This is a genomic window from Mammaliicoccus sp. J-M40 (assembly GCF_022386395.1).
GTDB classification, from domain to species: domain Bacteria; phylum Bacillota; class Bacilli; order Staphylococcales; family Staphylococcaceae; genus Mammaliicoccus; species Mammaliicoccus lentus.
The window spans coordinates 123,193-144,255 of sequence record NZ_JAJNIQ010000001.1 but is presented as its reverse complement, the minus strand read 5'-3'; the positions used below and the strand labels follow the sequence as shown (position 1 = coordinate 144,255).

The following is a 21,063-nucleotide window of genomic DNA, read 5'->3' as shown; positions in this document are numbered from 1 at the left end:
GTATCTAAAGTTCTAAAATAGATTTATAATTTAAAAAAATAATGAAAAGAGGAATAAATATGTCTGAACATAATTTGAATTATTCACTATTAAGCAAACAATTAGATGGCCTTTTATCAGGTGAAAAAGACCTAATTGCAAATTTAAGTAATACATCTGCTTTTATTAATCAATTTTTACCCGAAATTAATTGGGTAGGTTTTTATCTTATTAAGAATAATGCATTAAAACTTGGTCCGTTTCAAGGATTACCTGCTTGCGTTGATATAGAAATTGGTAAAGGCGTATGTGGAACAGCTGTAGAAAATAACTCAACTCAGCTTGTAGATGATGTCAATGCCTTCCCTGGGCATATAGCTTGTGATGCAAACAGTAAATCTGAAATAGTTATACCACTATATTATAACAAAGAAGTTATCGGTGTGTTAGATATAGATGCACCAATAAAAGCAAGATTTACAGAAAAAGATAAAGATGGTTTAGAACAACTTGTGCAAGTACTCGAAAAGCATCTCTATATCTAAAAATAGTTTGACATTACCCATCAAGAACAGTATACTATTCTTTGTGTGAATTAACGGAAGTAGCAGTTAAATATTATAGGGCTCTATGTTATTCCCAGAGAAGGCGTGTTGTGTAACCGCGGCTGCAAGGTGAAGGCACACAAATATAACATATCCATATGAGCATTTAACATTCTTTCTTGTTTCTTCATAACAATCAAACAAGAAAAAGGAGGAACTTCAAAATGGCAAGATTTAGAGGTTCAAACTGGAAAAAATCACGTCGTTTAGGTATTTCATTAAGCGGCACAGGTAAAGAATTAGAAAAACGTCCATATGCACCAGGACAACACGGCCCTACTCAACGTAAAAAATTATCTGAGTATGGTATGCAATTACAAGAGAAACAAAAATTACGTTACATGTACGGAATTAACGAACGTCAATTCCGCACTATCTTCGACAAAGCTGGTAACATGCAAGGTGTTCACGGTGACAACTTCATGGCACTATTAGCTTCTCGTTTAGATGCTGTAGTATACCAATTAGGTTTAGCACGTACTCGTCGTCAAGCACGTCAATTAGTTAACCATGGTCACATCACTGTAGATGGTGGTCGCGTAGACATCCCATCTTACACTTTAAAACCAGGTCAAACTATTGGTGTTCGTGAAAAATCACAAAAATTAAACATTGTTGCTGAATCTGTAGAATTAAGTAACCACGTACCTGAGTACTTAACATTTGATGCTGATAAATTAGAAGGATCATTTGTACGCGTTCCAGAACGTAGTGAATTACCTGCTGAAATCAATGAACAATTAATCGTTGAGTACTACTCTCGTTAATAGTTTGAATTTTTATCCCCACTCCATTCGGAGCGGGGATTTTTTTATAAGATTTTATTCATTTAACCATTCACTTAAACTTTGAGGATAATCTGTAATAACGCCATCTACTCCAATTTCTATCATTCTTACAAAATTATGATAATCATTTACAGTGTAAGGTAATATTTTTAAACCATGCGCATGTATACTTTTCACAAACCCTTTCGTAAGCAATTTATAATTAGGATTTAAATACTGAGCATATTCACTTATTTTTTGTATTGTATCATTTCTAATAAGACGATGTCTTTTACTTATCAGCACACCAAGTTTTATATTTTTATTTAATTCTCGAACCTTTTTCACGCTGTTTCTATCAAATGATTGGATAATAATACGATTGATATCAAGCCCTGTCTTAATAATTTCATTTATTAACTCTTCTTCTATGCCTGGATATTTATCTGGATGTTTAACTTCTATTAGTAATTTAATATTGGTAGGCTTGATAAGCTGTAATACTTCTTGTAGCAATGGTATACGTTCTCCTATAAATTTCTCTCCTTTCCATTTACCTATATCATATTTTAATAATTCATCATAAGTTAAATCTTTAATGGTACCTTGTTCTAAAGTTGTTCTTTCAGTCGTAGGATCATGCATAACAACTAATTTTCCATCTTTAGTTCTATGTATATCAATTTCTAACATATCGATGTTTAATGTGAGAGCATATTTATAAGATGCTATCGTATTTTCAGGTATCAATGAAGGAACACCTCTATGTGCTACCTTAATTATTGAATTTATACTGTTCAGATTCATTGTCTACTCCTTAATTATCCGTCATAATGTAAAGTATACCTAAAATTATTTATTTAAAGAAAGGAAAAATAATTATGACTACACATATTTTTGACTTAAAAGGAACATGGACTAAAGGTAGAAATACTTCAGGCCATATTACAACTAATAATTTATCAACGAGAGTTTCGATTCCAGAGGTTATGGACGGGCCTGAAATTGGCACAAATCCTGACGAAATGTTACTAGGCGCAGCTTCAACTTGTTATATGATTACTTTAGCAGCTATGATTGAGCGTTCTGAAATTGAAATCGAAAGAATTGAAGTTGATTCAAAAGGATATGTTGATGTGGAAAATGGTGTCATTACTTATAAAAAAATAGAACACTATCCTGTAATTTATATTGGGGATGAACCTGATGAAGATTTACAAGGAAAACTTAAAAGACTTGTTCAAAAAGCAGAAGAATCTTGTATGGTGACACGTGCCTTAGCTGGAAATGTTCAAGTTATTGCCAGTGGTGAAGTAAGATATTGATATGAAAGCGTTTTAATCTGAATTTTCTATAAATTCACTATATTTTTATTATTTTCTTTGCTACAATATAGAACATAAATTCAATAAGGAGTGTATATAAATATGTATCAACATGATTCTTTATTACTCGCACCAGGTCCTACGACAGTTCCTAGGCAAATTCTAGAAAGTATGAACTTACCTATGACTGGTCATAGAACAAAGGAATTTAGTCAAATTATTCATCAAGCATCAAGAGATCTACAAACAATTTTTGGGGCTAAAAACCCTGTAGCTATCCTTACTTCTTCAGGGACAAGCGCTTTAGAGGCGGCAATGGTCAATATCGTAAACCCAGACGACCATATCGTGATTATAGTATCAGGCGCTTTTGGAGACAGGTTTAAAAAGATAGCTGCTTCCTATCCATTTAACGCTCATATTTTTGAAGTTGAATGGGGAAATGGTGTAGACATAGAAGAATTCGAAGCATATATTAATGCACTCGACGAAAATATAACTGCTGTATTCACTCAATTTTGTGAAACATCGACTTCAGTGAAACATCCTATCCGTGAATTAGGTAAATTAGTACATGATATTGATCCAAATATTTATTTTGTAGTAGATGGTGTAAGCATCATTGGTGCTGTAGACGTAGATATGGAAAGAGACAATATTGATTTATTAGTTGCGGGTAGTCAAAAAGCTATCATGCTACCTCCAGGTGCTGCTTTTGTAGCTTATAATGATCGATCTATAGAAAGATTTAAAGAAGTTACAACATCACGTTTTTATTTAGACTTAAATAAATACATTACTTCATTAAATGATGATTCTACTCCTTTCACACCAGCAGTTTCACTTATAAGAGGTGTTCAAACTTATTGTGATTTAATTAATGAAGAGCAATTCGAAAATACTATTAAGCGTCACGAAGTGTGTAAAGAAGCTGTTAGAGCTGGTATAAAAGCATTAGATATCGATTTATTAGTAGAAGATCAATTTGCATCTCCTACTGTTACAGCATTTGTACCTAATAAAGAAGAAGTAAAACCAATTAAAGATGAATTACTAAATCGTTTTAATATAACAATTGCTGGTGGTCAACAACATCTTAAAGGTTCAATTTTAAGAGTTGGACACATGGGTAAAGTGTCGCCTAATGATATGTTGAAATTCATTAGTGCATTAGAAATTGTATTATCAGAACTGAGAGGTACATCCGTACTCGGAAAAGGTATCACAAAATTCCAGGAGGTAATTAATCAATATGTTTAAAGTTATAGTCGTAGACCCAATTTCAGAAGAAGGTCTAAAAAGTTTATTAGAACATGATAATTTTGAAGTTGATATTAACACAGGTCTATCTGAATCAGAACTTACTGAAATTATAGGCAATTACGATGCATTAATAGTAAGAAGTCAGACTCAGATAACTCCTCCTATATTAAGTGCTGCAAAACAATTACGTGTGATTGCACGCGCAGGTGTTGGCGTTGATAATATTGATGTTGATTATGCAACAAAAGAAGGAATATTAGTAATCAACGCACCAGATGGTAATACAATTTCTGCAACTGAACATTCTATGGCTATGATTTTAGCGATGGCTAGAAATATTCCTGAAGCTCATCGTTCATTGCAAGAAGGAAACTGGGATAGAAAAACATTCCGCGGTACGGAGTTATATCAAAAAACACTAGGTGTTATTGGTGCTGGCCGAATTGGTCTTGGTGTTGCAAAAAGAGCACAAAGCTTTGGTATGAATATACTCGCTTTCGATCCTTATTTATCAAGCGATGAAGCAAAGCGCTTAGAGGTTACACGAGCTACAGTTGAAGAAATTGCAGAACAAGCAGACTTTATAACAGTACATACTCCTCTTACACCTAAAACTAAAGGTATTGTAAATGAGGACTTTTTCAATTTAGCGAAACCCAATTTACAAATCATTAACGTTGCTAGAGGTGGTATTATAGACGAAGACGCCTTAATTAAAGCATTAGATGAAGGTAAAATTGCTAAAGCTGCACTCGATGTATTTACAGAAGAACCAGCAAACAACACACCTTTAACGCAACACAATAAAATCATTGTAACTCCTCACCTAGGTGCATCTACAATTGAAGCACAAGAAAAAGTAGCGGTATCTGTGGCGAATGAAATCATTGATATTTTTGAAAATAATAATGTTTTACATGCTGTGAACGCCCCTCAAATTTCTGGTGATGTCGAAGAAGAATTAAGACCGTTTGTACAGTTAAGTAGAACTACTGGTGAAGTAGGTATACAATTATTTGATAAAGGACCACGTGAACTTAAAATTAAATATCATGGTGAAATAGCTTTAGATGATACAAGTTTAATTACACGCCAATTAGTAATGGGTGTGCTAAAACAAGATTTAGGCGATCACGTTAACCTTATAAATGCATTAGTTTTACTAAATGAACAAGGTGTAACTTATCAAATTGAGAAGAATAGTAAAAAATATGGTTTCAGTAACTATATAGAACTTGAGTTAATCAATAAAGAACATTCAGTTAAAATTGGTTCAACCGTTCTTAATGGATATGGTCCTCGCATCGTAAGAATCAACGACTATCCGGTAGATTTCAAGCCTGAAAAACATATGTTAATTATTAATCATAATGACCGTCCAGGTATTGTTGGTAAAATGGGACAATTACTTGGAGAGCATAAAATAAATATCGCTTCAATGCACTTAGGTAGACATTCTATCGGCGGCGAAGCAATGATGGTACTTTCAATTGACCAAGAAGCAACTGATGAAACTATTTCAGACCTTTATGGCATTGATGGTTTCCAAAGAATTAATAAAGTAGAATTAGATAAACCAATAGATTAATCTATAAATATAAAAGAGAGTCTGGGACAATTATTATGTCCCAGACTCTCTTTTTTATCTTTATCAACTCTATTTAATTAGTATATTTCTAATATCCAATACATTGTCTACTATATAATCTGCGTCATTTTCTTCTAATTCTGCTCTAGCTGCTTGCCCTTTCAGTCCTGTTAAAGTGCCTATGAAAGTTGCACCTGTTTTCTTAGCGCTTAGAAGATCTGCTAACGAATCGCCTACTATATATATTTCTTTATCTTTAAATGCTTCTTCTTGATTATTAATATAAGTTAAATAATTTTCATCACTATTACCACCGTGTGCTATTAAATAGCTAAATGGGTTTGGTTTACCTAAAGGTTTGTGCTCTGGGTATGTAGTTTCAGCATTTAGCACTTCCGAAGCAGTACCAATATGATATTCATCAAATTGTGTTAACCAACCAATCGTTTCAAAAGGCACTAGTGTTTCTGTTCTTGGTCTCCCAGTTGCTATACCAATTTGAAAACCATTATTTTTTAAATCAGTTAATAATTCATTTACTTTAGTAATGTCTGCTAACACAACTTCTTCTTTTATGTAGCCTTTCTTAAAATCAGTTTTAGCTGATTTCTTTTCAACTTCTTCATATAGTTCGAAACCTAAATACCATTCTTGATAAAGTTCTTGCGCGATATCCCAGAAACGGCTTTTCAATTCAAAAATAGAAGCATCTTCAATATTTAATTGGGATTTTGCAAATTCAATTAAGTCAGAGTAAATATTTTCTTTACCAGAAGTTGCTTGAGATAAAAATTCAAGTGGCGTTTCAAGCTCGATATTATAGTTACTTAATTCTTTAGACCACCCTTTTAATGTTTCTATAGAAAAGTTTTGATTACTCAAGTCAAATTTACTTGTATTTGCTTTTTTTAATAAATCAATTAAATGTGTACTAATCACTATAAAAAGCATATCCCAATTGGAATTTAAGCCTAATGATTTAAGTTGATTTAAAATTTTGTCATCTAGAAATACATCTTTTCTAATTTTTCTAATATCATTTTCACTTAAATGAGTTAAATCTATAGTGCTTTGTAAATTTAAAAATTGGTCACTATATAACATTTCATATACAGTTAAAGCCGAAACGTCAAAACACCTTTCTTCACTTAAAAACACACCATCTACATCGAACAATATTTGTTTCATAATATGCCTCCATTTTTAGAACATTCTGATTATAATTTTATCATATCTATATATTTAAAACAGTAGATATTGTGGTCCTTTTATATGAAAACGTTTTATATTAAAATTCTATAAATATTTAAGAAAGCGAGGCAGAAATCTTATTTTTTTATAAGATTTCTGCCTCGCTTTCTTAAGATAAATTGTTATTTTTTATTAGCTTTATTAGCAATATAAGTTACTTCTTTTTGAAGTGTATTTGTTCTTTCTTCTAATAATTCCATTACTTTTGCAATTTTTTCACTTTTTTTCATATCACTAGGAAATTCACTTGGATTTATAGGATCGCCATATTTGATAAAAGATTTATGTCTAAATGTAAAAATAGACTTCACTTTTTTAGGTCCTTCAAACGCTGCAGGTATAATAGGTTTATTACTTAAGACAGCTATTGTTGCAGCGCCTCTTTTTAGTGGCGCTTCGCCCGCTTCTGCTCTATGTCCAGATGGAAATATTCCTACGCTTTTTCCTTGGTTTAATAATTTTACAGGTGTTTTTAAAGTGCTTGGTCCTGGTTTTTCTCTATCTACTGGAAAAGCATTTAACGAATGGAAAAACTTATCTGACCAGTCTTTAGAGAACAATTCTTTTTTAGCCATATAATGAATTTCTGTAGGATATAAACTTAGTGCTAACATAATTACTTCAACATAACCACTGTGTGTACATGTCACAATATATGGTTGTTCTGGTACTTTTTCTTTATTAATAATCACGAGTTGTTTTCCGAATTTTTGAAACACTGAATACAATACACTACTTGCAAATTTATACATATGTTGACCACTCTCTTCTTAATGATATTCATATTTTATCACTCTACAACTTTAGTCTCAAGTTTTCATACAAAATATTGTAACAATTAAAATACATCATATTATTGGCAATTTTTCTTGATTTCTATAATAATTATTTTATGGATAGCATTAAGGAGGCGTTAAGTAAACATGGATCAAAATGATCAAAATCAAAATTCAAATCAACTAAATGGTACTTCAAATGAATATTACTACAAAAAGAAAAATAATATTCCGTGGTACCAAAGTTGTCTTATTCCATTTTTATCAGGTATTCTTGGTGCAGCTTTAATACTTGCACTATTTTTTGGCGGTTCTAAATTATTGGATGTATTTAATTCAACCAATGATGATGCTAATGTTACAAACGCGCCAGCAAGTGAAAAAGGTGGAAACACTAAAGATAAGGAAGCGAAAAACAATTCGGTTTCTAAAATGGTCGAAGATGTCTCCCCTTCTATTGTCGGAGTTATAAACAAACAAAAAGTGAGTGGCTTAGAATCATTTTTTGGAGGTAATAATTCTGAAGGTTCAGATGAATCACAAGAAACTGGTGCCGGAACAGGCGTGATTTATCAAGTCGATAAAAATAGCGCTTATATTGTGACTAATAATCACGTTATTGAAGGTGCTAATGAAATTGAAGTTAGACTTCATAACGATAAAGCTGTAAAAGCTAAATTAGTTGGTAAAGATGTTATGACAGATTTAGCAGTACTTAAAATTGATGGTAAATATGATATTAATCCTGTTAAATTCGCAGATTCTTCAAAAGTTAAAGCTGGTGAAACTGTATTTGCACTTGGTAATCCTCTTGGTGTAGAATTTGCAAATAGTGTTACCCAAGGTATTATATCTTCTGAAGAACGTACTATGAATGTTCAAACATCTGAAGGTGTTACAGAAGCAACTGTTATTCAAACTGATGCTGCAATCAACCCAGGTAATTCTGGTGGTGCTCTTGTCGATTTAAATGGTAATTTAATCGGTATTAACTCTATGAAAATATCACGACAAGATGTTGAAGGTATAGGTTTTGCCATACCAAGTAATGAAGTTAAACATATCATTAAAGATATTATGGACGATGGAAAAGTAACTAGACCATACATTGGTATTAGTATGATTTCAATCGACGATATCCCTGACCAATATAAAAAAGAATTAAAACTTACTGTTGATAGTGGCGTATACATTTCAGAAGTTGACGAGAAAGCAAATAATGGAATTAAAAAGGGCGATGTCATCACTGAAATAGATGGTAAGAAAGTTAAAGATGATTCGGATATTCGAAATTATATTTATAATGATAAAAAACCAGGTGACAAAATCACTCTAAAAGTCGTTAGAGATGGTAAAGAAAAATCAGCAAAAGTCACATTAAAAGAACAGAATTAAAAACTAACTAGGGACATAAATATTAATTCAAAATAAATAAGCATATCACTTAACTAATATTTTAGTTCATAAGTGATATGCTTATTTTTATAAAAACATGACTATTACACATTTTAATGTCTCAGCCTGGTTCTTTATAAAGGCAGTGTATGTGTTATTAGAATCCTCTGCCAGCACCACCGCCGGAGAAGCCGCCGCCTCCGCCGAAACCGCCGCCAGAAAATCCGCCACCGGAACTACCAGGTGGCCCACCAAACATAAACGGTCCAGCTGAACCTCTTCTCGTTCTTCTTCTTGTACCGCCTCGTGGTGGTTTACCTCCACCATTTAAGAAATAAATAATGAAAAATATAATGATAAAAATAATAAATACTATAAAGGGTATTTTACCTAAACCACTACTTTGTGGTTCATCCTCAGTAAATTTTTTCCCGTCATATCCATAGCTTTTAGCAATTTCGTCCCAAACTGCGTCATACAATTTAGTTAAACCTTTACTATAATATGCTTTAGATTTATTTTTATCGGAAGTTTTTGCTGCTTTTTCTTGATAAGGCATAAAATTATCATCTATTAATTGTCCTACTTTTGAATCATTTAATACGCCTTCAAGTCCATCTCCAACGGCTATATCTATACCTCTATTATTATTTTCATTGCCATTATCTAAATTAAGTAGAATAACTATACCACGGTTATGTTTCTGGTCGCCTACTTTATAATGACGTCCTGCCTCGAGCGCATAGTCTTGCCTAGGTGTTTGACCAATTGATTTCATTGTCATTAACATAATATCTGCGTCGGTACCATCTTGTAGTTTTTGACCTTTTTTATTTATGTTGTTCTTATCTTTATCTAATACTAAATTAGCGTGATCTTGAACAAATACTGGCTTTTCAAGTTTAGGAAATTTATCCGCTGCAAAAGCTGTCGAGCTAAACGTGAGTAAAATTGCGATTATTAATAAATTTACGCGTTTTAAAAATTGATTCATTAAGAATCATCTCCACCAAAGTCAACTTTAGGTGCATCTTTTGCTTCACCTTTTGCTTGGAAATATTCTTTCTTATCAAAATTGAATAAACCAGCTATGATACTTGATGGGAATTTACGTGTTGCTTGATTATATTCATTAATAGAATCGTTATAATCTTTTCTTGCAACAGCAATTCTGTTTTCTGTTCCAGCAAGTTCATCTCTTAAACCAGTGAATTGTTTATCTGCTTTTAAGTCTGGATAATTTTCACTTATCGCTATTAATCGGCTTAATGCACTATTTACTTCACCATTTGCTTCTGCTTTTTCTTGTGGCGTATTTGCACCGGCTAATTTACTTCTTGCATCTGAAACATCTTTAAACACTTTCTCTTCATGTTTCGTATAACCTTTTACTGTATCAACTAAGTTAGGTATTAAATCTACACGTCGTTGTAATTGGTTGTCGATATTAGATAGAGATTTGTCCGCTTCTTCTTCTAATCCTACCAACCTGTTATATGGTCCAATCATGATTAAACCAAGAATAACGAATACTGCTACAACAGTAATTATGGGTGCTAAGTATTTTTTCATTATTAAACTTCCTTTCACTGAATTTTACACTATTCATTATACATTATATGGTAGATAAAACTATAATTCTACAATAGAAAAGGAGTGGTAAAGAAATCTAGTAGTTATAACAAGATTTCATTGTCCCTCTCCCTTTCTAAATTTTTATGAATATTTAACCATTGTATATTTCTTCTTACCTCTTCTTACAATTGTAAATTCATCTTCAATTTTGTCTTCAGTAGTTATTTCATGATTAACATCTTGAATTCTTTCACCATTTAAATATATTGCACCATTATTAATGTCTTCTCTTGCCTGTCTCTTAGATGGAGATACACCCGCTTCTATAATAAACTCTACTAATCGAGTTGTTTCTTTACTAACTACAGCTGTTGGCACATCTTTGAAACCTGCTTCGATTTCATCTTTTGTTAAAGATTTAATATCTCCTTTGAATAAAGCATTTGTAATTCTTTTTGCTTCTTCTACAGCATCTGGGCCATGGATAAACCCAACCATTTCTTCAGCAAGCACTTTCTGTGCTTCTCTTAAATGAGGCGCTTCTTCTACCGTTTTTTCTAATCTTTCAATTTCTTCTCTGTCTAGGAAAGTAAAGTATTTCAAGTATTTAACAACATCTGCGTCTTGTGAATTAATCCAGAATTGGTATAACTCGTATGCAGAAGTTTTACTTCTATCTAACCAAACTGTACCTGATTCTGATTTACCGAATTTTTTGCCATCTGCTTTTGTAACTAATGGAATTGTGAATCCAAACGCCTCAGTTTCACCATACATTCTTCTCATTAAGTCAAGACCCGCTGTAATGTTACCCCATTGATCTGAACCACCGATTTGCATTTTACAGTCGTAATTTTTATTTAAATAACCGAAATCAATAGCTTGTAAAATCATATAAGTAAATTCAGTGTATGATATGCCCATTTCCAAACGTGCTTTTACTGAATCTTTACCTAACATATAATTCACACCAACATGTTTCGCATAATCTCTTAAGAAAGAAATTAAATCTATTTCTTTCAACCAATCTTTATTATTTACTAAAATTGCAGCATCTTCGCCTTCAAATTCAAAAATCTTATGCATTTGATTCATAATGCCACGAACGTTTTCTTCGACTTGTTCATCAGTCTGTAATTTTCTTTCCTCAGTTCTTCCAGAAGGATCACCAATCATACCTGTACCTCCACCTACTAAAACAATAGGCGTATGACCATGATTTTGGAATCTTCTTAAAGTTAAATAAGGTAATAAATGCCCTATATGTAAACTATCTGCAGTTGGATCTGCACCACAGTATATTTTTACTGACTCTTTATTTAATAATTCTTCAATTCCCTCTTCATCAGTTTGCTGATAAACAAGGCCTCTCCATTTTAAATCTTCTAATAATGCATTTGCCATAATATTTTCCTCCTCCAAAATAAAATAAAATAAAATAAAAAAGCACCCTTACAATAAAATGTAAGGGTGCTTGAATACACGGTACCACCATACTTATGACATTATTATGTCATCTCTCATTAATGTTACGTACATTAAAAACGTAGAACTATTTTTTACAAGGTGTATTCACAATTACCTCTTTATCAGTTCCCAGCACCACTGACTCTCTTAAAAAGATAATAATCATTACTTCTCCTTTAGTTCATCACAATCTGCAATTAATTACAAAGTATAAAGCTAACAATTTTAAAAGTCAATATTATTTATATATGTTATAATTATGATGATTAGATTGGAGGTTAAAATTTGAGTTCAAATCAGTCTAAAAATAAATTCAAAGATCAATTTAATCGTTCAAGTAAGAAATATAAAAATACTTTTAAAGAAGCAAAATGGACTCCAAAACTAATATTCTTTACAACTTACCAAGTCATAAGCAATTTGTTTTTTATTATTCTTTTTATTAGTTGTTTATTACTAGCATTAGGTTTAGGTATTGGTGGCGGATACTTTGCAGGCCTCGTCAAAGATGAAAAAGTGATGTCTAAGAAAGAAATGAAAGAACAGCTTTATTCTATGACCGAAAGCACGTCTGTATATTTTGGTTCTGGAGAATCTCTTGGCCGATTAAAAAGTGATGTCCAAAGGGATGTTATTAAGGGAAATGAAATAAGTGATAATGTAAAAAATGCACTTATAGCAACAGAAGACGAAGAGTTTTACCAACATAATGGTATTGTACCAAAAGCATTTTTACGTGCCTCAGTACAAGAAGTACTAGGTAGTTCAAATTCTTCTGGTGGTAGTACTTTAACGCAACAATTAGTTAAAAATCAGTTATTAACAAATGAAACATCATTCGAACGTAAAGCAAAAGAAATGCTGCTATCTATGAATGTCGAAAAAAACTTATCAAAAGATGAAATTATAGACAGTTATTTAAATGTAGTATCATTTGGACGTAACTCTAATGGGTCTAATATTGCAGGTATTGAATCAGCTGCACAAGGTGTATTTGGAAAATCTGCTAAAAATTTAAATGTTGCACAATCAGCTTATTTAGCAGGATTACCTCAAAACCCATATACTTACACACCATTTTTACCAAACGGTGATTTAAAAGATGATAAATCATTAGAGTTTGGTATTAATCGTCAGCACTATGTACTTAAAAGAATGTATCAAGAAGAAAAAATCAGTAAAAAAGAATACGATGAAGCTTTAAAATTTGATATTAAAAAATCATTTGTCGATAAAGTTGAAGAACCAAATCAAAAATATCCATTCTTAACTGAAGAAGTGGAAGATCGTACAATCGACATTTTAAAATATCATTTAGCTAAAAAAGATAACATTTCTAAGAAAGAATTAGACCAAACGCCAGTGTTAATGACTAAATATACTGAGAAAGCTAATAAAGCAATGCGTACTGAAGGATACAGAGTCGATACAACAATCGAAAAAGATATGTATGACACTCTTCAAGATGTAAAAAATAATTCAAATAGCTATTCTTGGGATAGAGAAGCAAGCTACACTAATGCGGAAGGTAAAAAAGCAACAAAAGATTTCCAACACGAAGTTGGTGCATTACTAAAAGAAAATGGTAGCGGTAAGATCTTAGCATTTGTAGGTGGTCGTGATTATGAAAAATCACAAATCAATCACGCAACAAAAGCAAAAAGATCACCTGGTTCTACAATGAAACCACTCTTAACATATGCACCAGCATTTGAACATGGTTTAATCACACCAAACACTGCTTTACTAGATAAAAAGTTTGATATCAATGGTTATTCACCTGATAACTATGATAGAAGAGAGTTTGGACCCGTAACTGTAGATTATGCATTAAGAAATTCACTTAACTTAAGTACATTAAGATTATACAGTAACGTACAGGATTATAAACCATGGGAAAACCTTAATAAAATGGGTATGAACGTACCAGAAAACGTACAAGATGGATTAGCTCTAACATTAGGTACAGCTGACTTCACTTTAGGACAAGATGTTGATGGATTTAGTACTTTAGCTAATAAAGGTGAATATAACGATAGTTATATGATTGAATCCATTAAAACACGTGACGGTGAAGTTGTTTACCAACATAAGAAAGACCCTAAACGTATATTCAGTGAATCTACTACTTATTTAACAACTGATATACTAAAAGGTGTACTAGACGATGGGTCAGGTTATCAAATTAAAGATTCTTATGATGGAACATGGGCAGCTAAAACAGGTACATCAGAATCTGGTAAAGACAGCTTATTAGTAGGATATACACCGAAAGTAACATTAGGTATTTGGATGGGCTATGATCAACCAATTACATTTGACGAAGATAGTCATTATCAAATCTTTATGTGGAGAGATATGGTTAACGCCCTATCAAATACAGATAGAGAGAAATTAGGATATGACAGCGATTTCGAAAAACCAAGTACAGTTAGTGAGAAGACAATTTGTCAATACACAAACTCTACTGGTAGTTGTAGTAAAGGCGAATCAAAAGCTTCTACATTAATCTCTGATAAAGTAGATACTTCTGAAAAAGACATTTATTCAGAATCAGTATTGAAACGACTTGGTATTGCTGTAGATGGAAATACATCATCTAAAATCAAACCTAAAGAGAAAGTATCTAAAAACTCTAAAGAAGCTTGGTCATACAACTCAAGCGAAAACAAAAAAGCAGATTCAGATAGCGGTAAACCATCCAGTGGTACAAGTACTAAACCACCAAGTGGTGACTAACCTAATTATCATAAAACGAATATAATAAAAACAGGTTGAGACAATTATTTATATCCCAACCTGAAACTTAAAACATCAATCCTTTAGTTTTATAACTTTCGGATTGATGTTTTTTTATTTGATATATGATATTTTTTAGAATAAACCTTTCGCTGTGCCATCTTCATTAACATCCATATTCAAAGCAGCTGGTTGTTTCGGTAATCCAGGCATCGTCATAATATCTCCTGTCAATGCTACTATAAAACCTGCCCCTGTTTTCGGCAATAATTCTCGTATTGTTATATCAAATTCTGTAGGCGCACCTAATTTTGTAGGATCATCGGTAAATGAATATTGTGTTTTAGCGACGCATACTGGATATTTATCCCAACCATTTTCTTTTATTGTTTTCAATTGTTTATAAGCTTTATCTGTAAATTTGACTGTACGACCACCGTAAACTTTTTGAACGATGGTTTCAAGCTTATCTTCTATAGACATTTCTAAATCATATAGTGGTTTAAATTGTTGAGGTTTTTCTAGTACTTTTAAAACTTCTTTTGCTAAATCTATACCTCCTTTACCACCTTTTTCCCAAACTTCAGTTAAAGCAACTTTCACACCTTGCTCTTTACACCAATCTTCAACAAATTTTACTTCTTCATCCGTATCATGAATAAAAGCATTGATTGCTACAACTGGCTCTACACCAAATTGTTTAATATTTTCAATATGTTTATTTAAGTTTACAATACCTTTTTTGACTGCTTCTACATTCTCAGTTTTTAGTTCATTTTTTGAAACGCCGCCGTGCATTTTTAAAGCTCTAATAGTAGCTACAATTACAATAGCACTTGGATCAAATCCTGCTTTACGCGCTTTTATGTCTAAAAATTTTTCTGCCCCTAAATCGGAACCAAACCCACTCTCTGTTACAACAACATCCGCTAGTTTACGCGCAGTATTTGTTGCAATAATTGAATTACAACCGTGAGCAATATTAGCAAATGGCCCACCATGTACTAGTGCTGGTGTACCTTCAATAGTTTGAACAATATTAGGTTTGATAGCATCTTTTAAAATGAGCGTTAAAGCTCCTTCTACTTTTAAGTCTCTTACTGTTACAGGTTTTTTATCGACTGTATAACCGACAGTTATATTGGCAAGGTTTTCTTTCAAATCTTCTATTCCGTTTGAAAGACAGAATATCGCCATTATTTCAGACGCTACAGTTATATCAAATCCATCTTCTCTTGGAACACCTCTACCTGGTCCACCTAGTCCAACAACTACTTGTCGTAGTTCTCTATCGTTCATATCTAATACACGTTTCCATTCAATTCGTCTTGAATCTATATTGAGTTCATTACCATGATATATATGATTGTCTATAAAAGCAGATAATGCATTATTAGCAGTTGTAATAGCATGTAAGTCACCATTAAAATGCAAATTAATTTCTTCCATTGGGAGTACTTGAGCGTAACCTCCCCCAGTCGCTCCACCTTTCATGCCAAAAACAGGTCCTAGTGATGGTTCACGTAGAGCTACCATAACTTTTTCATTCAATTGATTTAAAGCATCAGCTAGACCTACTGTTACAGTAGATTTCCCTTCTCCTGCTGGTGTGGGACTTAATGCTGTAACTAATACAACTTTCCCTTTTTCTGTTTTATCTTTTAATTTTGTAATATCAACTTTCCCGCGAAAATGTCCATAAGGTTCAAGTGCCTCGTTTGTTATACCTACTTTTTCAGCTATTTCATTAATGCGTTTTAACGTACTTTGATTTGCAATTTCTAAATCTGATAAATGACTCAAGCTCATTCACTCCTTAAATTTAAATAACAAATTCATATGTATACCTTTTCAACTTCTATCTTTAGCATATACAAATATGCATAAAAAGTCGATTAATATTATTGTGAAATTCATATGAAATACTGTTGTTAAAAATCAAATTTTTGACATAAAGAAAGCCAAGAAACTCCTTTATATTTAAAGGATTATTCTTGGCTTTTTAACATGATTAATATTAACTTATTCTTCTAAAGTAGATAAATCTCCTGCTGGTAAGTCTAGTTCCCAAGCTTTTAATACACGTCTCATAATTTTACCTGAACGTGTCTTAGGTAATTTATCCTTAAATTCTATCTCACGAGGTGCTGCATGCCCAGCTAAACCTTCTTTAACAAACTTTCTTATTTCTTCTTTTAGTTCATCAGATTCTTCATATCCATCTCTTAAACCAATGAATGCTTTAATAATTTCTCCACGAACTGGATCTGGTTTACCTATTACACCCGCTTCAGCAACTGCTGGATGTTCAACAAGTTTAGATTCAACTTCAAACGGTCCTACTCGTTCACCTGCAGTCATGATGACATCATCAACACGCCCTTGGAACCAGTAATAACCATCTTCATCTTTATAAGCTGAATCTCCAGAAACGTACCATTCGTCGTTAATGAAATATGAATCATATTTAGGCTGGTTATTCCAAATTGTTCTCATCATTGAAGGCCAACCTTTTTTCAGAGCTAAATTACCCATTCTATTTGGTGGTAGTTCATTACCTTGATCATCAACAATTGCTGCTTCAATACCTGGTAATGGTTTACCCATTGAACCAGCTCTAATATCCAATGAAGGATAGTTAACAATCATGTGTCCACCTGTTTCAGTCATCCACCAAGTATCATGTACGCGGTGGTTGAATACATTATAAGCCCATTTAATTACTTCTGGGTTTAGTGGTTCACCCACTGAAAGAACATGTCTTAATGATGAAAGGTCATACTTTTTAACAATGTCATCACCAGCGCCCATTAACATTCTTAGTGCAGTTGGTGCTGTATACCAGATTGTAACGTTGAATGTTTGGATGAATTCATACCATCCTTCAGGTGAGAATCTTCCACCTGCCACACAATTTGTTACGCCATTTAGCCATGGACTAAAGATACCGTATGATGTTCCTGTAACCCAACCCGGATCAGCAGTACACCAGTATACGTCATCTTCTTTAAAATCTAAAACATATTTACCAGATATATAATGAACTAACATTGCTTCTTGTACGTGTAATACACCTTTAGGCTGTCCTGTTGAACCTGAAGTGTAATGTAAAATTAATCCGTCTTCTCTATCTAACCATTCTATTTCAAATTCACTATCAGCTTTTTCGAGTTCTTTATTGAAGTCAATATACTCTTCAGAAACATTTTCATCAACAATTACAATATGTTCTAAATTCGGTAATTCATCTTTAGGTATTCGATCTACTAGATCATTAGTTGTGATGATTACTTTAGCTTCACTATTTTCTAAGCGATCTTTTACCGCTTTTTCCATAAACGCTTCAAACAATGGTCCAACAATACCACCAATTTTTAATGTTCCTAACAAAGCAAAATATAATTCTGGTGTTCTTGGCATAAATATAAATACACGGTCACCTTTTTCAACATTTGCTTTATCTTTTAAAAGATTAGCGGCTTTATTACTAGCAATTTGTAAGTCTTTAAACGTATAACTATCTTGTCTATTTTGATCTTTATAGTGGAGTGCAAATTTGTCCCCTTTACCATTGTCCACATGACGATCTATACATTCATATGCCATGTTTATTTTACCAGTTTCACTCCAACTGAAATTTTTCTCAATATCTTTCCAGTTATGATTATTAACTGCATTCTCATAATTTGATAGATTATAATCTTCGTTTAATGCTTCGTATACTTCGACTTTCATCTAAATCTCCCCTTTTATAAATGTAATCGTTTCCAATAAAGCCTGAGTCTATTATAATATAAGTAGATGATACTTTTCAAAAAAATTTGATTATTCAAAATAAACTTTATATTTACACATTACCATATTAATAGGAAGGAGGTATACTATGGACTATAAAAAGACCTTCATATCAGAAACTATACCCTTTACATCTGATTCTAATATAACAATTGAAGGTCCTGTAGAACCCGAAAAATTAAAAGAAATGACTTTTGATGAAGGGTTAGATAGTTTTCGCGTACCTAAGGAACAATTTGAAGCGCTAATAGAAATTTCTGAATTACCTGAAGGAAGAATTATTGTATGTAGAATAGATCAACATATTATCGGTTATACAACTTACGTTTATCCTGATCCACTTGAGCGTTGGTCAGATGGTAACCTACCCTATATCCTTGAGTTAGGTGCTATTGAACTTTCTTTAGAATACAGAAAATATGGACTTGGAAAGAAAATGCTTAAATTAGCTATGAAGTCACCAGAAATGGAAGATTATATCGTTATCACTACAGAATACTATTGGCATTGGGATTTAAAAAACAGTGGTTTAGATGTTTATGAATATCAAAAAATCATGCATAAAATGATGGCAGAAGGTGGTTTAGAAGTATTTGCGACTGATGACCCAGAAATAATCAGCCATCCTGCCAATAGTTTAATGGCAAGAATAGGAGCAAATATTAGCCAAGAGCAAATGGAAGCTTTCGACAGACTAAGATTTATGAATCGGTTTTTCTTTTAAGGAGGTATATTATGTTAGTTGAAAAAATTATGACTTCACCTTGTACAACAATTCAAGGTAACCAATCTATTGAAAATGCTTTAGAACTTATGACACAAAAAGAAATTAGGCATTTGCCAATTGTAAATGAAAAAGACGAATTGTTAGGAATTATTTCAGATAAAGATATAAAAATGGCTTTACCAAGCATTTTATCTGATGAAGACCCAAATAATAGTTTAAGTTTATCTGTTTCTAAAATTATGAGAAGAAATGTTATTAGATGTCATCCTTTAGATTTTGTAGAAGATATAGCTTTAGATTTTTACGAAATGGCAATTGGAGCTATACCAGTTCTCCGTGATAATAAAGTAATTGGTATCGTCACACAAAAAGATATGTTAAATACATTTTTAGAACTAACTGGTGTTACAATTCCTGGTTCTATAATTGAAGTACATATTGACGATAAAATTGGTGCATTACACGATATTACTGCTATATTTAAAGAACAAAATATTGATATATTAAACGTCCTTGCTTATGCTGATCAAGAAAATGTTAAGAAAAGATATCTTATGTTACGAGTAAAATCAATGAATCCTGAAAAAATATATAAATTATTGGAAGAAAAAAATTACCATGTCATATATCCATTTGGTATAAGAAATGACTAATGTTAAATATGTGTATTCAGAGGATTTATTGAAATATCGTTTTTCAGATAGTCACCCTTTCAATCAAATGCGTTTAAAGTTAACGACTGATTTGCTTATTGACCTAGGTGTGCTTAAATCTGAACATTTGATACAACCAAGAATAGCAACTGACGAAGAATTAGAACTCGTTCATGAACCGAGCTACATAGAAGCTATTAAAAAAGCAGGCAATGGAGATTTACCTATAGAAGAATATGATAAATATGGATTAAATAGTGAAGACACCCCTCAATTTGTAAACATGCATGAAAATAGTGCAAGAGTTGTAGGTGGAACTTTGAATGCAGTTGATGCAGTTATGTCTGGTGAAGCAAAGAGAGCATGCCATTTAGGTGGTGGATTACATCATGGATTCAAAGGGAAAGCAAGTGGATTTTGTATTTATAATGACAGTGCTGTTGCAATACAATATTTACAATCCAAATATAAACAAAGGGTTTTGTATATTGATACAGATGCACATCATGGAGATGGCGTTCAATGGTCATTTTATACTAATGAAGATGTTATGAATTATTCTATTCATGAAACAGGTCGATATTTATTCCCTGGAACAGGTGCCATTACTGAGCGTGGAGATGGTAAAGGATTTGGTAGAACTGTAAACATACCATTAGACGCATACACGGAGGATGAATCATATATAGACGTATTTAAAGAAACAGTAGAAGCTGTATGTAAAGCTTACAAGCCAGATATTATACTAAGTGTAAATGGTGTCGATATTCATTATTTAGATCCACTCACGCATTTAAGTTGTACTTTGAATACGTTATATCAAATACCATATATCGTAAAAAATCTAGCAGACGAGTATTGTGATGGTAAAGTCATTATGATCGGTGGAGGCGGATATAATATTTGGAGAGTTGTACCTAGAGCTTGGTCTCATGTTTGGTTTGCTTTAAATGATCTTGATACCCCAAAAGGAAATATACCACAGACTTGGCTTGATAAATATCAAAGCAGCGCTCCGTTTCCTTTACCAAAAACATGGATAGATGAAAAAGATGATTATATGGAAATACCAAGAAAAACCGAAATAACTGAAAAAAATAATAACACGAAATTAAGAATTTTAGAGTGGTATAAATAAAAAAGAGGGAGATTCGTTTA

The 21,063-nt window shown here is 32.4% G+C and carries 18 protein-coding genes and 1 other annotated feature; of the genes, 10 read left to right on the top strand and 8 right to left on the bottom strand.

Annotated features, from left to right (window positions below; genetic code table 11):
• The first annotated feature begins 59 nt into the window (after positions 1-59).
• Positions 60-524: a GAF domain-containing protein gene (locus tag LQ688_RS00850; RefSeq protein ID WP_017000628.1), complete on the top strand. Its 465-nt coding sequence runs from the start codon at positions 60-62 to the stop codon at positions 522-524.
• 224 nt (positions 525-748) lie between these two features.
• On the top strand, positions 749-1,351 hold the full coding sequence (rpsD, locus tag LQ688_RS00845; protein WP_017000627.1) for a 30S ribosomal protein S4: 603 nt from the start codon (positions 749-751) through the stop codon (positions 1,349-1,351).
• 54 nt (positions 1,352-1,405) lie between these two features.
• Here the strand turns inward: rpsD and LQ688_RS00840 are convergent, their stop codons facing one another.
• Positions 1,406-2,158 (bottom strand): glycerophosphodiester phosphodiesterase, encoded by a 753-nt coding sequence (locus LQ688_RS00840; protein WP_017000626.1) that lies wholly within the window; start codon positions 2,156-2,158, stop codon positions 1,406-1,408.
• 74 nt (positions 2,159-2,232) lie between these two features.
• Here LQ688_RS00840 and LQ688_RS00835 point away from each other — a divergent pair, with 74 nt between their 5' ends.
• From LQ688_RS00835 to serA, 3 genes are all read left to right on the top strand, one after another.
• Complete coding sequence (locus LQ688_RS00835; RefSeq protein ID WP_017000625.1) at positions 2,233-2,676, top strand: SACOL1771 family peroxiredoxin; 444 nt, start codon at positions 2,233-2,235, stop codon at positions 2,674-2,676.
• A gap of 102 nt (positions 2,677-2,778) precedes the next feature.
• The gene (locus LQ688_RS00830) at positions 2,779-3,936 is read left to right on the top strand and encodes a pyridoxal-phosphate-dependent aminotransferase family protein (protein ID WP_064204357.1); all 1,158 of its coding nucleotides are present in this window, start codon (positions 2,779-2,781) and stop codon (positions 3,934-3,936) included.
• A complete protein-coding gene (gene serA / locus LQ688_RS00825) occupies positions 3,929-5,527 on the top strand; it encodes a phosphoglycerate dehydrogenase (protein WP_135032517.1) in 1,599 nt (532 codons plus the stop codon). The genes LQ688_RS00830 and serA overlap by 8 nt, the downstream gene beginning before the upstream one ends.
• Positions 5,528-5,596: 69 nt before the next feature.
• On the opposite strand, the gene LQ688_RS00820 is transcribed toward serA, so the two are convergent.
• Both LQ688_RS00820 and LQ688_RS00815 read right to left on the bottom strand, forming a co-directional pair.
• A complete protein-coding gene (locus tag LQ688_RS00820; protein WP_194201359.1) occupies positions 5,597-6,715 on the bottom strand; it encodes an HAD family hydrolase in 1,119 nt (372 codons plus the stop codon).
• A gap of 185 nt (positions 6,716-6,900) precedes the next feature.
• Positions 6,901-7,530 (bottom strand): lysophospholipid acyltransferase family protein, encoded by a 630-nt coding sequence (locus LQ688_RS00815; protein WP_064204360.1) that lies wholly within the window; start codon positions 7,528-7,530, stop codon positions 6,901-6,903.
• A 171-nt stretch (positions 7,531-7,701) separates the two neighbouring features.
• Here LQ688_RS00815 and LQ688_RS00810 point away from each other — a divergent pair, with 171 nt between their 5' ends.
• Positions 7,702-8,949, top strand: a complete 1,248-nt coding sequence (locus tag LQ688_RS00810; RefSeq protein ID WP_064204361.1) for a S1C family serine protease — start codon at positions 7,702-7,704, stop codon at positions 8,947-8,949.
• A gap of 157 nt (positions 8,950-9,106) precedes the next feature.
• Here the strand turns inward: LQ688_RS00810 and LQ688_RS00805 are convergent, their stop codons facing one another.
• The 3 genes from LQ688_RS00805 to tyrS form a co-directional block, all read right to left on the bottom strand.
• Positions 9,107-9,943 carry a TPM domain-containing protein gene (locus tag LQ688_RS00805; RefSeq protein WP_070044694.1) on the bottom strand — a complete coding sequence of 279 codons (837 nt, stop codon included), beginning with the start codon at positions 9,941-9,943 and terminating at the stop codon, positions 9,107-9,109.
• Positions 9,943-10,521 (bottom strand): LemA family protein, encoded by a 579-nt coding sequence (locus tag LQ688_RS00800; RefSeq protein ID WP_017000619.1) that lies wholly within the window; start codon positions 10,519-10,521, stop codon positions 9,943-9,945. The genes LQ688_RS00805 and LQ688_RS00800 overlap by 1 nt, the downstream gene beginning before the upstream one ends.
• A gap of 144 nt (positions 10,522-10,665) precedes the next feature.
• On the bottom strand, positions 10,666-11,928 hold the full coding sequence (gene tyrS / locus LQ688_RS00795; RefSeq protein WP_239752526.1) for a tyrosine--tRNA ligase: 1,263 nt from the start codon (positions 11,926-11,928) through the stop codon (positions 10,666-10,668).
• 59 nt (positions 11,929-11,987) lie between these two features.
• Positions 11,988-12,176: a binding site (T-box leader), on the bottom strand.
• 100 nt (positions 12,177-12,276) lie between these two features.
• Between tyrS and LQ688_RS00790 the strand changes: the two genes are divergently transcribed.
• On the top strand, positions 12,277-14,730 hold the full coding sequence (locus LQ688_RS00790; protein WP_017000617.1) for a transglycosylase domain-containing protein: 2,454 nt from the start codon (positions 12,277-12,279) through the stop codon (positions 14,728-14,730).
• Between the two features lie 135 nt (positions 14,731-14,865).
• Here LQ688_RS00790 and LQ688_RS00785 read toward each other — a convergent pair whose 3' ends face one another.
• Together LQ688_RS00785 and acsA are read right to left on the bottom strand one after the other, a co-directional pair.
• Entirely contained in the window at positions 14,866-16,533 is a 1,668-nt protein-coding gene (locus LQ688_RS00785; protein WP_218688414.1) for a formate--tetrahydrofolate ligase, read from the bottom strand.
• Between the two features lie 219 nt (positions 16,534-16,752).
• Positions 16,753-18,465 carry an acetate--CoA ligase gene (gene acsA / locus LQ688_RS00780; protein ID WP_064211703.1) on the bottom strand — a complete coding sequence of 571 codons (1,713 nt, stop codon included), beginning with the start codon at positions 18,463-18,465 and terminating at the stop codon, positions 16,753-16,755.
• Positions 18,466-18,613: 148 nt separating this feature from the next.
• Here acsA and LQ688_RS00775 point away from each other — a divergent pair, with 148 nt between their 5' ends.
• Genes LQ688_RS00775 through LQ688_RS00765 form a run of 3 tightly spaced genes read left to right on the top strand, consistent with a single transcriptional unit; the run spans position 18,614 to position 21,043 of the window.
• Positions 18,614-19,249: a GNAT family N-acetyltransferase gene (locus LQ688_RS00775; RefSeq protein WP_070044693.1), complete on the top strand. Its 636-nt coding sequence runs from the start codon at positions 18,614-18,616 to the stop codon at positions 19,247-19,249.
• 11 nt (positions 19,250-19,260) lie between these two features.
• Positions 19,261-19,905 (top strand): CBS and ACT domain-containing protein, encoded by a 645-nt coding sequence (locus LQ688_RS00770; RefSeq protein ID WP_017000613.1) that lies wholly within the window; start codon positions 19,261-19,263, stop codon positions 19,903-19,905.
• A complete protein-coding gene (locus LQ688_RS00765) occupies positions 19,898-21,043 on the top strand; it encodes an acetoin utilization protein AcuC (RefSeq protein WP_017000612.1) in 1,146 nt (381 codons plus the stop codon). Before LQ688_RS00770 ends, LQ688_RS00765 begins: the two co-directional genes overlap by 8 nt.
• Positions 21,044-21,063: the final 20 nt, after the last annotated feature.